The sequence below is a fragment of the Enterococcus phoeniculicola ATCC BAA-412 genome (assembly GCF_000407505.1).
Lineage (GTDB): Bacteria > Bacillota > Bacilli > Lactobacillales > Enterococcaceae > Enterococcus_K > Enterococcus_K phoeniculicola.
Window position 1 is genome coordinate 909,348 of the sequence record NZ_ASWE01000001.1, and the last position, 13,718, is coordinate 923,065.

General features: G+C 35.9%; 13 protein-coding genes. All 13 read left to right on the top strand.

Annotation, left to right across the window (positions count from 1 at the left end; translation table 11 throughout):
- Nucleotides 1-219: 219 nt before the first annotated feature.
- The 13 genes from I589_RS04100 to I589_RS04160 all read left to right on the top strand — a co-directional run bounded on the left by I589_RS04100 (nt 220) and on the right by I589_RS04160 (nt 13,655).
- A complete protein-coding gene (locus I589_RS04100) occupies nt 220-543 on the top strand; it encodes a hypothetical protein (RefSeq protein ID WP_010769389.1) in 324 nt (107 codons plus the stop codon).
- 142 nt (nt 544-685) lie between these two features.
- Nucleotides 686-1,267, top strand: coding sequence for a nitroreductase family protein (locus I589_RS04105; protein ID WP_010769388.1), 582 nt, complete (start codon nt 686-688; stop codon nt 1,265-1,267).
- 347 nt (nt 1,268-1,614) lie between these two features.
- Complete coding sequence (locus I589_RS04110) at nt 1,615-4,032, top strand: glycoside hydrolase family 3 C-terminal domain-containing protein (protein ID WP_010769387.1); 2,418 nt, start codon at nt 1,615-1,617, stop codon at nt 4,030-4,032.
- A gap of 19 nt (nt 4,033-4,051) precedes the next feature.
- On the top strand, nt 4,052-4,567 hold the full coding sequence (locus I589_RS04115; RefSeq protein ID WP_010769386.1) for a GtrA family protein: 516 nt from the start codon (nt 4,052-4,054) through the stop codon (nt 4,565-4,567).
- Between the two features lie 2 nt (nt 4,568-4,569).
- Nucleotides 4,570-5,580, top strand: a complete 1,011-nt coding sequence (locus I589_RS04120; RefSeq protein ID WP_010769385.1) for a glycosyltransferase — start codon at nt 4,570-4,572, stop codon at nt 5,578-5,580.
- 722 nt (nt 5,581-6,302) lie between these two features.
- Complete coding sequence (locus I589_RS04125) at nt 6,303-7,055, top strand: hypothetical protein (RefSeq protein ID WP_010769384.1); 753 nt, start codon at nt 6,303-6,305, stop codon at nt 7,053-7,055.
- A 333-nt stretch (nt 7,056-7,388) separates the two neighbouring features.
- Nucleotides 7,389-8,507, top strand: a complete 1,119-nt coding sequence (locus I589_RS04130; protein ID WP_010769383.1) for a helix-turn-helix domain-containing protein — start codon at nt 7,389-7,391, stop codon at nt 8,505-8,507.
- Complete coding sequence (locus tag I589_RS04135; RefSeq protein ID WP_010769382.1) at nt 8,504-8,722, top strand: PLDc N-terminal domain-containing protein; 219 nt, start codon at nt 8,504-8,506, stop codon at nt 8,720-8,722. Before I589_RS04130 ends, I589_RS04135 begins: the two co-directional genes overlap by 4 nt.
- A 2-nt stretch (nt 8,723-8,724) precedes the next feature.
- Complete coding sequence (locus I589_RS04140; protein WP_010769381.1) at nt 8,725-9,645, top strand: ABC transporter ATP-binding protein; 921 nt, start codon at nt 8,725-8,727, stop codon at nt 9,643-9,645.
- Nucleotides 9,642-10,406, top strand: a complete 765-nt coding sequence (locus I589_RS04145; protein WP_010769380.1) for an ABC transporter permease — start codon at nt 9,642-9,644, stop codon at nt 10,404-10,406. Before I589_RS04140 ends, I589_RS04145 begins: the two co-directional genes overlap by 4 nt.
- A gap of 281 nt (nt 10,407-10,687) precedes the next feature.
- Nucleotides 10,688-11,449, top strand: coding sequence for a (Fe-S)-binding protein (locus I589_RS04150; protein WP_010769379.1), 762 nt, complete (start codon nt 10,688-10,690; stop codon nt 11,447-11,449).
- An 11-nt stretch (nt 11,450-11,460) separates the two neighbouring features.
- Complete coding sequence (locus I589_RS04155; protein ID WP_010769378.1) at nt 11,461-12,930, top strand: LutB/LldF family L-lactate oxidation iron-sulfur protein; 1,470 nt, start codon at nt 11,461-11,463, stop codon at nt 12,928-12,930.
- Nucleotides 12,927-13,655, top strand: a complete 729-nt coding sequence (locus tag I589_RS04160) for a LutC/YkgG family protein (protein ID WP_010769377.1) — start codon at nt 12,927-12,929, stop codon at nt 13,653-13,655. Before I589_RS04155 ends, I589_RS04160 begins: the two co-directional genes overlap by 4 nt.
- Nucleotides 13,656-13,718 lie beyond the last annotated feature (63 nt).

The following is a 13,718-nucleotide window of genomic DNA, read 5'->3' on the forward strand; positions in this document are numbered from 1 at the left end:
CTAAGTAAGTGCATCCACCTGTTTTTTCAGAAATAGATGGATGCACTTTTAATTTATTTATGAAGCCTTCAACTCAAGAGGGTGGAACATAACTATCTAAGTTATAGCTCACCTTCGTGAATGCTTAGTAAAATTTGGGAACAGAAATAATATAGTTATTTCCCAGACTCTTTTTTATTGTATAATAAATGAACAATAGAGAATATGGAGGGGGATTAAATGATTGATGAAGAAAGCTTCAAAGAAATTGGACTAACAATTGTCAGCTACCCAATTACTGTCGAAGATGGAGTGCCTGTCTATGCAGGACACTTAAAAGAACTACCCATGATTGCCGCATCTGCCCACTCAAAGCAACAGTTCATAAATAAGCTCTCTGAAAAATACCTTGCTTATAGAGAAGAACACATGGAACAATCCCCAGAAGAAGAATCAAATTTAACGATTGATGAGCTATTAAGATATTATGATGGTGAAACGTTTGACGGATTTGATATTGGGCTCAACTATTTGGAAAGAAAAGATGAGTCAACAGACTATTAAGTTAGCGTCTAAGTGGAAAAGTTGGAACCACACGTTTAGTATTCTATAGTCGTAGATTTTTAACAAGTCTAAATAATTGTGTTCATACTCTATCTTGTTTAAAATAATTGAGAAATATTCTCAATTAAACAGGAGGCAAACAATGACATCTGAACTCGCGCACATGATTCAAAACCGCCGTACTGCAAAACAAAGCTTAGACACCCCTGTATCAAAGGAGCTGCTAAAAGAGCTGTTATTCACTGCTAGTTACGCTCCTTTTCATAAAAGTGAGCCTTGGAAAGTAAAGTTAATCACTACAGAAAAAGAAAAAGTTTTTTTCTATACACAGGTAATAGAGACACTTAAACGTAACGGAGAAATCCATGATGAAGAATCAAGGCTGCGCCTAGAAAAAAAGATGACTAGCTTGATAAAAAGAGCACCAGTTACGCTTTTATTTGGGCGGAAACGTTCAGAGAATGCTCGTGCAAATACTGATGCCATTCAGGCAACGGCAGCTCTAATACAAAATTTTTCTCTATTACTTGCAGAACATGATTTAGTTGGTTTTTGGGCAACTCCAGGCTTTGTTTTGGATGACCAGCTTGCAACAACACTCGGATTTTCTGAAGAAATTGAATTGATTGCTAGTTATCGCGTAGGTTATCGTGACCACTCACTTCCTGTACGAAAAACTACACGCCAACCTCTTGAAACATGGGTCAGTGATTTATGTGAGTAGAAATGAAGAAGTGTATCTGTTACACAAAAATAGGAAGAAAATACTTGATTTTAATAATCATGTATCATACTGTGCAGTTCGCCCATGTATGAAAAATTTTAGGAGATCTGAAACTAACGATTATAGTTATGTTTCAGATTCTTTTTTTATTTTATTTCCTGATAAAAATGGAGATGATGTGTCTGCAGCAAAACTACCTATTTACTGACAGATTATGAAGGAAAGCAAACAGGTTATGATTCAAAACCTGTTGCTCGTTTTTCCTGTGCTAAACTGTGTTTATAAGAAATACCGAGCGTATTCTCATGAAAATGATAGCGTTATACTTACTAAAATGAGGTGATGTTTTGAACAACGAATCAATCATAAATAAAATGACATTAGCTGAAAAAGCATTGATGATGTCTGGTGCTACAACATGGAAAACAGTTGCATTGGACGCACATGGTATTCCATCCTTATTTCTTTCAGACGGTCCCACTGGATTAAGAAAACAAGTAGGAGAGGCCGATCATTTAGGACTAAACGCCAGCCACCCAGCAACTTGCTATCCAACGGCGGCTACAATTGCTAATAGTTGGGATGAAGCACTTGTAGAAGAGCTAGGGGAACATCTAGGCGCAGAAGCAAGAGAACTAGAGGTCGATGTTGTTTTAGGCCCTGGACTAAATGTGAAACGTTCTCCTCTAGGGGGACGAAATTTTGAATATTTTAGTGAAGATCCCTATTTATCAGGAAAAATGGCGGCAGGATTTACTCGTGGAATTCAAAGTAACGGAGTTGCTGCATGTCCAAAACATTTTGCAGCAAACAGTCAAGAGCTGCGTCGTATGGCAAATGATTCCGTTTTAGATGAACGCACACTGCGGGAAATCTATTTAACAGGGTTTGAAATTGCAGTGAAAGAAGCAAAACCAAAGTCAATCATGTCTGCTTATAACAAAGTCAATGGTGTGTTCGCAAATGAGAATGCTCATTTACTACAAGAGATTTTAGTAGATGAATGGGGCTTTGATGGCTTTGTGGTGTCTGACTGGGGCGGTAGTAACGATCATGCAAAAGGAGTGCAAAATGGCAGTCACTTAGAAATGCCTTCTACAGGATTAGCAGGTGCACAGGAGCTGATTGAAGCGGTTCAAGCGGGGCGTCTTGATGAAGCCATTTTAAATCAGCGAGTAGATGAACTATTAACTACAGTTTTTGCTATCGAGCAGGAAAAAAAGAATAGTCCATCTAAGAATCAAACCGCTGAAGAACATCATCAGTTTGCAAAAAAAGCAGCAGCTGAAAGTATTGTTTTGTTAAAAAATGAGGAACACATTCTTCCCTTGGATACCAAAAAAACAATCGGAGTGATTGGTGATTTCGCTGAGACTCCTCGCTATCAAGGGGCAGGTTCTTCCTTAGTCAATCCAACGAAGCTAGAAACAAGTATGGAGATTCTTTCAGAGTATTCTCTATCTGTTAAAGGATTTGCTAAAGGATATCATCGGATTGGAAAGCATGATGAACAATTGATAGAAGAAGCTGTTGCTTTAGCAAAAACAGTAGATCAGGTTCTCTTATATATCGGTTTAACGGAAATTAGTGAAGTTGAGGGATTAGATAGAGATCACATGCAGCTTCCGAATAATCAACAAGTATTGTTAGACGCTATTGCTGCAGTAAACCAAAATATTATTGTGGTTCTTTCAGGAGGATCAGCGATTGAGACCCCTTGGATTCATAAAGTTAAAGCGTTGGTTCATGGGTATCTTGGTGGGCAAGCCGGAGCCGGAGCTATGCTAGATGTGTTAACAGGAAAAGTAAATCCTTCTGGAAAATTAAATGAGTCTTATCCTATGCAATATGAAGATACACCCGCCTATAATTATTACCCGGGAACAGAAAAAACAGCAGAGTACAGAGAAGGTATCTTTGTTGGGTATCGTTACTATGAAACAAATCAGCTTAACGTACGGTTCCCCTTTGGCTATGGTCTAAGCTATACGACTTTTGATTACGCAAATCTACAAGTTGCTAATAATCAAGTCTCTTTTGAAATAACAAATACCGGCTCTGTTGCCGGGGCAGAAATTGCACAACTTTATGTAGGGATGCAAAACAGTCAAATTTATCGGGCCGCTAAAGAATTAAAAGGCTTTAAAAAAGTCTTTTTATCACCTGGAGAAACCAAGCAAGTAATCATTCCATTTGATGAAATGACCTTCCGTTATTTTGATTCAGAGCAAAATAAGTGGCAGACAGAAGCTGGAACCTACCAACTGATGATTGGAAGCAATGTTTCAATGATTCATTTAACGTCTGATTTAGAAGTTGCTGGAGTTATTCTTGCAGGAACAAAGAGAGAAGTTCTTCCTTCTTATTTTCATGGTGACGTCCGCAATGTTTCTGATGATGAGTTTGAATTATTGCTGGGTCATGCGATTCCAGATCATAAATGGAATAAGATAGCAGATTTAGAAGAGAATGACACATTGAGTCAGATGTATTATGCAAAAAGCAGTTTAGCTCGATTGATTTATAAAGTACTGACACGAATGAAAGATAAGAGTATTGAAAAAGGAAAGCCTGACTTAAATATCCTGTTTAACTACAACATGCCATTTCGTGCAATTGGAAAAATGACAGGAGGAGCTGTCAATCAACAGATGGTTTCAGGAATCTTGCTGATTGTAAACAGTCACTTTTTCAAAGGTGTAAACACTGTTCTAAAAGGATTTGCAGCTAATCGTAAATTAAAAAAACAAAAAGAATTTCAATAATTAGAAAAGGAGTAATGTCATGTCAGCAAAAGAAAACAATGCTGTGATAAGCAAATTGGGGGAGTGGAAGGAAAGTCATCCTGATTTGTATGAATTTATTTTATTTAATATTATGAGTAATGTTGCAACTATCACTAACTTTCTAGTATTATGGTTGAGTGGTGCTTTATTAGGAAATCTTATTGAAAATACACCCTTTCATTGGTTCATTTTTAACTATTCGAAGTCTGAAGGCGGGTTAAACGGATTTATCAGTTTCTTACTAGCCTATATATGTGCACAAATTGTTAACTTCTTTGTTCAAAAAAATGTTGTATTTGGTTCTAACACAAAGATGTCGAAATCGATTCCATGGTATTTACTAACAGTCATCGTCGCTGGGATTATTTCCATTTGGTTACCTCCTCATGTCATTAATTTTATCAAACCATACGTAGGAGGATTTGCTGCAACAGTTGCAAATGTAGTGAACATTGTCGTTCAAGTAGTCATTAATTATCCAATGATGAAATTTGTAATTATGAAAAAGGAGTAGCTATGAAAGTTTTAAGTATCATCGTTCCGGCCTACAATTCTCAAGAATATCTAGACCAAGTGATGCAGTCATTATTAGTGGAACAAGAACAGGTAGAAATTTTAATTATTGATGATGGGTCAACAGATAACACTGGCAACTTAGCGGATGATTATGAAAGAAAATATCCGACATGTGTCCGTGCGATTCATCAAAAAAACGGTGGACATGGAGAGGCTGTCAACACAGGGATTCTTTATGCTACTGGTCGATATCTAAAGGTTGTTGATAGCGATGATTGGGTGGACAAAGAAGCATATCATAAAATTATTAACCAACTAAATCAATTTACGGAAGAAAAAGAAATTGACTTGTTAATTAGTAACTATGTTTATGAGAAGCAGGGAGCAAAACGAAAAAAAGTCGTAAAATACACTTCGGCACTCCCAAAAAACGAGGTCTTTGGATGGAAGAATGTCTCATTCTCAAAGGGGCAATATCTTTTGATGCACTCGGTTATCTATCGTACACAGTTAATCAAGGACTCTGGCCTTCGCTTGCCGAAACATACCTTTTATGTAGATAATCTATTTGTTTTTGAACCTTTGCTGCATGTGAAAAAAATGTATTATCTAGATGTTGATTTTTATCGTTATTTCATTGGTCGTGAGGATCAATCTGTTAATGAGGAAAAAATGATTGCTCAAATTGACCAGCAACTATTTGTGAATAAACGTATGATTGATTTTTATAATCGGATGGAAGATGTTTCTTTTGATTTACGTAATTATCTTTTCAACTACTTAGAAATCATCACCATTGTATCCTCTGTCTTATTAATAAAAGACAACACACAAGAGAGTCTGTGGAAGAAGGAACAGCTTTGGTATTATATTGAAGAAAATAATCCTTCTCTCTATGAAAAGATGCGCTATCGCTTCACAGGGCGCGTTCTAACGAAGCATGGCATTACGATGAGATACTTTACAATTAATATATATAAAATGTTGCAAAAGCTCTATGGGTTCAATTAAAAGAAAATTGGTTATCAAACTCAATAACTCATGGTAGAAATATTCAGTACTAATAAGCTAAAATTCACAAAAAATTGTTTTCTAAATTTTTGGGGATTTTAGCTTATTTTCAAGTTTTCTAAAAGATGTTCCATTTCTATAAGAAAGACATATACATATAGATGAAAAAGGTACAAGAAGTAGCACTCTGTGCTTAATAAAAAAGAGCAACTTAATTTTTGAAGTTGAGACAGGGATAGAAGATGTGAGTAGTACTCTGGTACGGTAGCACAATTGAGAAGCTTTCAGCTTAAACATGTCTCACACGTAGAAGATGAGGTCACCTTCTTTACTAAAATTTTTAATAGCGTGGAATACAACTAGCTGAGTCTGTGCCTGTGCTTATTATTCCTTAAAACTCTTATCATATATTGTATTGACAGAGAAAATGAAATAACGTAGTATATATAATGATTGTTTTTTTCTAATTTTAATAACTATAAAAGTTTTATGAAGAGGATTTCTTAACTCTAAATTGTTAGAAATTTAAAAGACTTATTTATATAAATATGAAGTGTTGCTAATCTTGTGAATCATTTTCAGGAGAAAAGAACTTCTTTTTGTATATTGTCTGATTACTTCAAAAAGTATAAAAAGTGTGTGGTAGAACATTCTTTTACTCTTTTGATTAGTATTTTGAGTTAATGGAGTAATTTTCCCAAAAAAGGAGGTATAGTAAATTTATGCTTTGGTTTTTATTAATTAGCTGTCTTTTTATTTTAGCACTGGCTGCTATATTAAGTTATCGAACATTTGTCCAGCATCAATTAGATCAAATAAAGGTACCACAAAACGCAACGGCCAAGTTTAAAAAGAAGCTGTCTTATATAAAAAAGCGTGAGACATCAAAACATGTGATGTATATTATTATTTGGGGAATGGGTGTCCTTATTTTCCTGCTACTTATGACGATCACTTTCTTTGTAACTGAGACAAATCGTACAAATGAAGTAGATTCTCTAAAAACTGAAGTACAAAACTTGAAAAAAGAACAAAAGTACTTAATTGAAAAAACGGATTATCCAATTCAAGGATTAGGATTTGCAGATGCAAATTGGGAAGGTGTCTTATCTGGTAAAGATAGTAAAAAAATAAAAGAGACCATCGAGAAAACAATTGCTGAAAAGTTAACGCCTTATATCGGTCTTCCAACCATTCTTCTTTTCGTTGATTCACCTACTCAAAGTGTTTCTATTTCTATTACAGTTGAAGAAACTGGAGAAAATCACGAGCGATTAAAGAAAACTATTGAGGCTTTTGTTAAGGATTTAGGAACGGTAAAAGTAATTTCTCAAATACAGTTTGAATTAGTTAAATCAAAACAAAAACAGGCTGATGCACTTTACACTGCTATCTATATAAGAGAAAAACCTGGAGAAGCGTTTACTCAAGTATTAGACTCCGATAATAAAACTAAAGACAATGAAAAAAAATAATGTTTATATTATTCACGTAGACGAGTTAACGGTGTGAAAATATTTCGTCACACGGCAAGCATTGTTTACCAAAATTTTAAGCGGGTGCTGAACAGAAGTGTTCAGCTCTGATAACAGATATTGTGCATCATCGGAAATGAAACTTCCATGATTTACAGTAATAAAAAGGAATTCACAGGGGTGAGATATAACTTAAATAGTTATATCCCACCCCTCTTTTTTGAACAAAAATATCGTGTTAGTTGATTTTAACCCTTGTTTGTTAACAATCAATCGCTTGTATTCTTCCTTGCTTATTCTATAATAAATGAAAAGGATGTGGAGAATATGAAAATGAAAATTGGCGCAGTTATTTCTGAAAAACGAAAAGTCCAAGGAATTACACAACAAAAGTTAGCAGATTTTATGGGTGTCTCAAAAGCTTCTGTTTCAAAGTGGGAAACAGAACAAACCTATCCAGACATTACTTTACTACCATTATTAGCTACTTTTTTTGATATAAGTGTGGATGAACTTATAGGTTATGAGACACAATTAAGTAAATCAGAAATTACACGATTTTATCAGAAGTTTAAGGAAGAATTTACAGACCAACCAACAGAAGAAACATTCGCTAGCATTCAGCGTCTGATAAAAAAATACTATTCTTGCTATCCGCTTGTGCTTCAAATGGCTACTTTACTTTTGAATCATCTTGATTTACTGCCAGACGCAGACAATCCTGATAAAATGATGCTTTATATGAAAGAAATTAAGGAACTATTTTTACATGTGCGAGAGAACTCTGATGATCCAGATCAAGTTCAGCAAGCCATTGTATTAGCTGCTTATTGTGCCTTAAGTCAAAATAATTCCGATGAAGTGCTGGAGATTATCGGTCGAAAAGATACCCCTGTACTTTTACCTCCGGAAAGCTTAATTGCTGCTGCCTTAAGGATGCAGGGTAAGTCAGAAGAAGCATTGGAGGTCATGCAAAGTGCACTTTTTCAATATTTAACAATTATGACAAACCTGTTATGTAATATTGTACCGCTTGGAGAAGAGGCATCTCAGACTGATGAGGTAATCAGACGAACAACTAAACTCATTGAAATTTTTGATATGGAACATCTTCAATGTGTACAATGTCTAAATTTTTATACAGTTGCATGCAGTCATTATGCGATGAAAGAAAAAAAAGAGGACACATTTATCTATCTTGAAAAGCTTGTCCAGTTATTAAAACGCGGTCCCATTACACAAATATTTAAGGGGGATAATTTTTTTAACAAAATAGATAAATGGATTCAGACACTAGATTCAGGTGGCCAAATGCCTAGGAATACAGCGCTAGTTGAGGAACAACTACGTACATTTATCGTAAATTTTGAAGGATTTACTCAATGGAAAACAGACGAACGATATATCGAGTTAGTGAATCAAATTCACTTGCCAAAGGAGGAGTTAAAATGAATACAACAATTGATTTGGCTTTATTAAAAGAATTTTTACCTTTTCTAATCCCATATATTCTATTAGTGTGCGCACTTGCAATTACCGCACTTATACATGTTTTACGTCACCCGCATTATCGTTTTGGAAATAAGTGGGTCTGGGTAATTATAGTGTTATTTTTTCAAATAATTGGTCCAGTTATTTACTTTGTATTTGGGCGTGGGGAGGAATAGGCGTGTTTGCATTAGAGATACAAGGATTACAGAAAAAATTTCAGAAACAAGAGGTCTTAAAAAATGTAAATCTACAGGTTAAAGAAGGCTCGATTTTTGGATTTGTTGGCGAAAATGGTGCAGGAAAAACAACTACAATGAATATGATTGTAGGACTTTCCCCTATAGAGAATGGAACCATTCGTATATTCGATACGGCTGTTGAATTTGGCAATACAACAACGAACAAAATGATTGGCTATCTACCTGACGTTCCAGAGTTCTATTCCTATATGACAGCCAAAGAATATTTAACTCTTTGTGGCGAGATCACTGGAATGACAAATGATCAAATCAAGAAAAAAAGTGAAGAACTCCTTGCTTTAGTTCATTTAGAGAAGCAAAACAAAAAGATTGGGGGCTTTTCAAGAGGAATGAAACAGCGTTTAGGAATTGCACAAGCCTTGCTAAATGAACCTCGCTTATTAATTTGTGATGAGCCTACCTCTGCATTAGATCCCATGGGAAGAAAAGAAATTCTTGATATTTTACTTTCTCTAAAAGGTCGAACTACCATTTTATTTTCTACACATATTCTTTCAGATGTTGAACGTGTCTGTGATTCGGTTGGTTTTCTTCACAATGGTATGATAAAAACAAGTGGCTTAATTGAAGAAGTAAAAAAAGAGTACGGACAAGAAGGAATTTCAATTTCTTTTGTTACGGAAGAAGAGCTGACCACCCTAATTTCTTCTGTTTCTACTTTGTTTCCACTGATAAAGATAGATAGAGATAAAAAAACAGCATTTTTCACTAGTGAAGCAGATCTTCCAGGATTAGGGAGTCAGCTACTTAAGATTCTTTCAAATGAAAAGCTAGTTCCTTTAGAGTTTAAACGTTCAGAAACGACCCTCGAATCTATTTTTTTGGAGGTGGTAAAATGAGAAACTATTTTTTCTTTTTGAAAAAAGAATTAAAGGAAGGAATAAAAACCTATAAGTTGCCTATCCTACTTTGCATCTTTTTTACTTTTGGAGTATTGAGCCCAATGACAGCGAAGTTTTTACCCAAACTTCTTCCGAGTTTGTTAGGTGAAGGAATGAATTTTGAAATACCTGAACCAAGCTCAACAGATTCCTGGACACAATATTTTAAAAATATTAATCAACTAGGATTTGTTGTGGTCATTCTTATTTTTAGTGGTATTTTGAGCCATGAATTTGAAAAAGGAACCTTAATTAATTTACTAACAAAAGGGCTCTCGCGAACAACGGTTCTCTTGTCAAAGCTGACTTACATGATTGTTGTTTGGACAGTTAATCTAGTCCTATCCTTTCTTATTACATGGGGGTATACCGTTTATTATTTTTCAGACGGTAAGAGTCCACATCTAGTTTCAGCTATCTTTCCAATCTGGTTATTTGGCTGTTTACTCCTTAGTGTCTTTCTTTTTTCAGCTACGTTATTTGAAAAAAGTTCGGGTAGTCTTCTTATCATGGTTTTATTTACGGCAGCCGGATTATTTCTATCGATCATTGATCGAATAGCGAAATTTAATCCTTTCTCCCTTGTTCAAAAAAATCTCCCTTTTATCCAGGGAACAGAGTTCTTATCCGACTACTTGCCAGCTATGTGCATTAGTTTTCTACTTATTGTTTTACTAACATTTGGGGCTTGTAAAGTATTCAAAAAGAAAGTATTGTAAAAAATTTACATGCTTATATGGAACTAGAAAGAGGAACCCTAGATAGTTAAATCAGGAAACACTGCTTTGTTTATTTTATGTATAAAAATTTACTTTTCAATAAGGCAAATACGTGCTAAAATTATTTTATAATAATAGTTATTATAAAAAAGCACACTTGTATGAACCTTTCCATCAGTACAGGATCATCCTTTTTGCAAATGCTCGTAACATAGCAGAACCGATAACTCACGTCTGGTGATCAAGAATCTTCTCGTACAAATGTGCGAGGAGGTTTTTTTGTGAAAGTTAGTATTTTTTCTACATGTGTTGTTGACTTAATGTTTCCAAATGTTGGGGCTGCGATGGTGGAGGTGCTGGAGCGTTTTGGGTGCGAGACAGAGCTTCCTGATAAACAGATTTGTTGTGGTCAGCCGACTTACAACAGTGGCTACAAAGAAGCAAGCTATGCAACTCTAAAAAATCAGATAGACAGCTTTGAAGGAGCCGAATATGTGGTTGCTCCAGCAGGATCGTGTGCTGGAATGTTGAAAGAATATCCAGAATTTTTGAAAGATGATCCAGTATATGGTCCAAAAGCAGTTGCTTTAGCCGAAAAAACATACGAATTTAGCCAGTTCCTTTATCGCGTGTTAGGATTAACGGATGTAGGAGCAACTTTACCAGCAAAAGCAACTTATCATCGTTCTTGTCATATGACACGCATATTAAAAGAACGAGAAGCGCCATTTAAATTACTAGCTCATGTAAGGGGATTAGAGCTTGTTCCGTTAAATCATATTGAAAATTGTTGTGGGTTTGGTGGAACATTTTCAGTTAAAATGCCTGCTATTTCTGAAGAGATGGTTACCGAAAAAATGAACGACGTCATTGACACAGGGGCAGAAATTTTAATCAGTGCAGATATGGGCTGCTTAATGAATATCGGTGGAAAATTTAATCGTGAAGGGAAGAAAATCAAGATCATGCATATCGCAGAAGTATTAAATAATGCAGTTGATTTAAACCGAGTAGAGCAACCAAAAATCGTAACTGTTTCGTAGGAGGAAAGAAAATGGGACTTTCAACAAGTACAAAAACATTTGCTGAACGAATTGAAGACAGCAAAAAAGATACATTTATGCAAAAAGCAGTAGCTAAATCTCAAGATGATCAATGGGTAAAGCGAGAAGGTGCAAGAGAAGAGCTTGGTCATTGGCCTCAATGGAGAGAATTAGGGGAACAAATTCGTCAGCATACAATTGCTTATCTGCCAGACTATCTGGAACAGTTTAGTGATAATGTAGCAAAACAAGGCGGACATGTCTTTTTTGCCCAAACTGCAGAAGAAGCAAATGACTATGTGAAGCAGCTTGTACTGAAAAAACAAGCAAAAAAAGTAGTCAAATCAAAATCAATGGTAACAACAGAAGTGGATATTGATCCGATGTTGTTAGGGCTAGACGATGTGAGTGTGATGGAAACAGATTTGGCTGAATTTATTTTACAAATGGACGATTGGGATGAACCTTCTCATATCGTATTTCCAAGTATTCATAAAAATCGTGAACAAATTCGTCAAGTTTTTGAGGAAAAGCTAGGCTATAAGGGAGATAATGAACCGGAAAATCTAGCGAAGTGCGCAAGAGAAGTCATGAGAAAATTCTTTTTGGAAGCAGAAATTGGGATAACTGGCTGTAATTTTGCCATTGCAGATACCGGAATGATCAATTTAAATACAAATGAAGGAAATGCAGATTTAACCATTAGCGTTCCAAAGACACAAGTTGTCTTGATGGGAATGGAACGGATTGTTCCGACGATGAAAGAAGCAGAGGTTCTTGATAATCTCCTAGCTAGGAGTGCTGTTGGACAAAGTTTAACTACCTATGTAACATTTGCGGGAATTAAAGCAGACGATGAATCGGATGGACCTGAAGATTACCATGTTATCATCTTAGATAATGGTCGCTCAAATGCACTAGGAACAGCCTTCCAGTCGGTTCTCCAATGTATTCGCTGCGGCTCATGCTTGAACGTTTGTCCTGTCTATCGGCATATTGGCGGTCATGGTTATGGTTCCATTTATCCAGGCCCAATTGGCGCAGTATTATCCCCTATTTTAGGTGGCTATAAACAGTTCGGTGAGCTCCCTTATGCATCAAGTTTATGTGGTGCCTGTACAGATACCTGTCCGGTAAAAATCCCGCTACATGAGCTGTTAATTGAACATAGGAAAGTCATGACGGATGACTTGAAAATGAAACATGGCTTTGAAGACTTTCAAATGAAAGTAATTGGCAAGGGAACCTCTTCACCAGCTCTTTTCAAAATGGCAATGTCTGTCGATCATGCCGGATTAGGTTTGTTGAGTAAAAACAAAGAGATTACGGTAGATAATATGTATCAGTATGGCGGCTATATTGATAAGGGGCCTGCTATGATGAAAGGATGGACGGATGTTCGCGATCTCCCACGTCCGCCAAAATCATCTGAGAACTTCCGAAGCTGGTATAAAAAACACAAGGCAGGTGAAAAAGAATGACCACTGGAAACATACAAAATAGAGAGACATTTTTAACCAATCTATCTGAAAAATTAGGTGTTCCAAGACAACCTGTCAGTGAACATCCTTTTGTACCAATAAATCAGCTACCTCAAGAGCAGCTAGCCGATAAAAATAAAGAAGAGCTTTTAGAAGTCGTGAAAAAACGTGTACCAAAAATTCACACGGAACTGTTTGAGACAACTGCAGACGAGCTGACGGATACTCTGCTATCTTTGACCAAATTATCTGGTGGCGGAAATTTATTACTTCCTACAGATGAACGCTTTGAGAAATTTCAACTAACAAATTTTATAGAAACAGAATTGATAAATGAAGTAGATTCCATTTCTTATTGGCAACAAGGAAATGAATATAGAGATGAGAACATACAAGCTGCTGAACACGCCAATCTTTCTATTGCATTTGCAGAATTTTTACTCGCGGAATCAGGAACGATTGTCGTGGAAACCTCTGCAGGGCAGGGACGATCCTTACACTTTCTTCCAAAGCATTATATTTCTATTATTCCAATGAGTAAGCTCGTTGCTCGTTCTACACAAGCAGCTGCATTTTACTCAGAAAAAATAGCACGCGGTGAAAAAGTTGGTTCAGCTATTCATTTTATTTCAGGTCCTTCAAATTCTGGCGATATTGAAATGCAGCTGGTTGTTGGTCTGCACGGACCAGTGAAAGTTTATTATGTAGTAGTAAAGGACTTATAAAAGTCATGAATACTCATTGAAAATACAAATCGACTGTGAAACGTTAGTGAGCGTTTCACAGTC

What these genes read in the sequence shown, in the direction of transcription:
- I589_RS04100 (WP_010769389.1), top strand. Translation starts at nt 220, where the DNA reads ATGATTGATGAAGAAAGCTTCAAAGAAATTGGACTAACAATTGTCAGC.
- I589_RS04105 (WP_010769388.1), top strand. Translation starts at nt 686, where the DNA reads ATGACATCTGAACTCGCGCACATGATTCAAAACCGCCGTACTGCAAAA.
- I589_RS04115 (WP_010769386.1), top strand. Translation starts at nt 4,052, where the DNA reads ATGTCAGCAAAAGAAAACAATGCTGTGATAAGCAAATTGGGGGAGTGG.
- I589_RS04120 (WP_010769385.1), top strand. Translation starts at nt 4,570, where the DNA reads ATGAAAGTTTTAAGTATCATCGTTCCGGCCTACAATTCTCAAGAATAT.
- I589_RS04125 (WP_010769384.1), top strand. Translation starts at nt 6,303, where the DNA reads ATGCTTTGGTTTTTATTAATTAGCTGTCTTTTTATTTTAGCACTGGCT.
- I589_RS04130 (WP_010769383.1), top strand. Translation starts at nt 7,389, where the DNA reads ATGAAAATTGGCGCAGTTATTTCTGAAAAACGAAAAGTCCAAGGAATT.
- I589_RS04135 (WP_010769382.1), top strand. Translation starts at nt 8,504, where the DNA reads ATGAATACAACAATTGATTTGGCTTTATTAAAAGAATTTTTACCTTTT.
- I589_RS04145 (WP_010769380.1), top strand. Translation starts at nt 9,642, where the DNA reads ATGAGAAACTATTTTTTCTTTTTGAAAAAAGAATTAAAGGAAGGAATA.
- I589_RS04155 (WP_010769378.1), top strand. Translation starts at nt 11,461, where the DNA reads ATGGGACTTTCAACAAGTACAAAAACATTTGCTGAACGAATTGAAGAC.
- I589_RS04160 (WP_010769377.1), top strand. Translation starts at nt 12,927, where the DNA reads ATGACCACTGGAAACATACAAAATAGAGAGACATTTTTAACCAATCTA.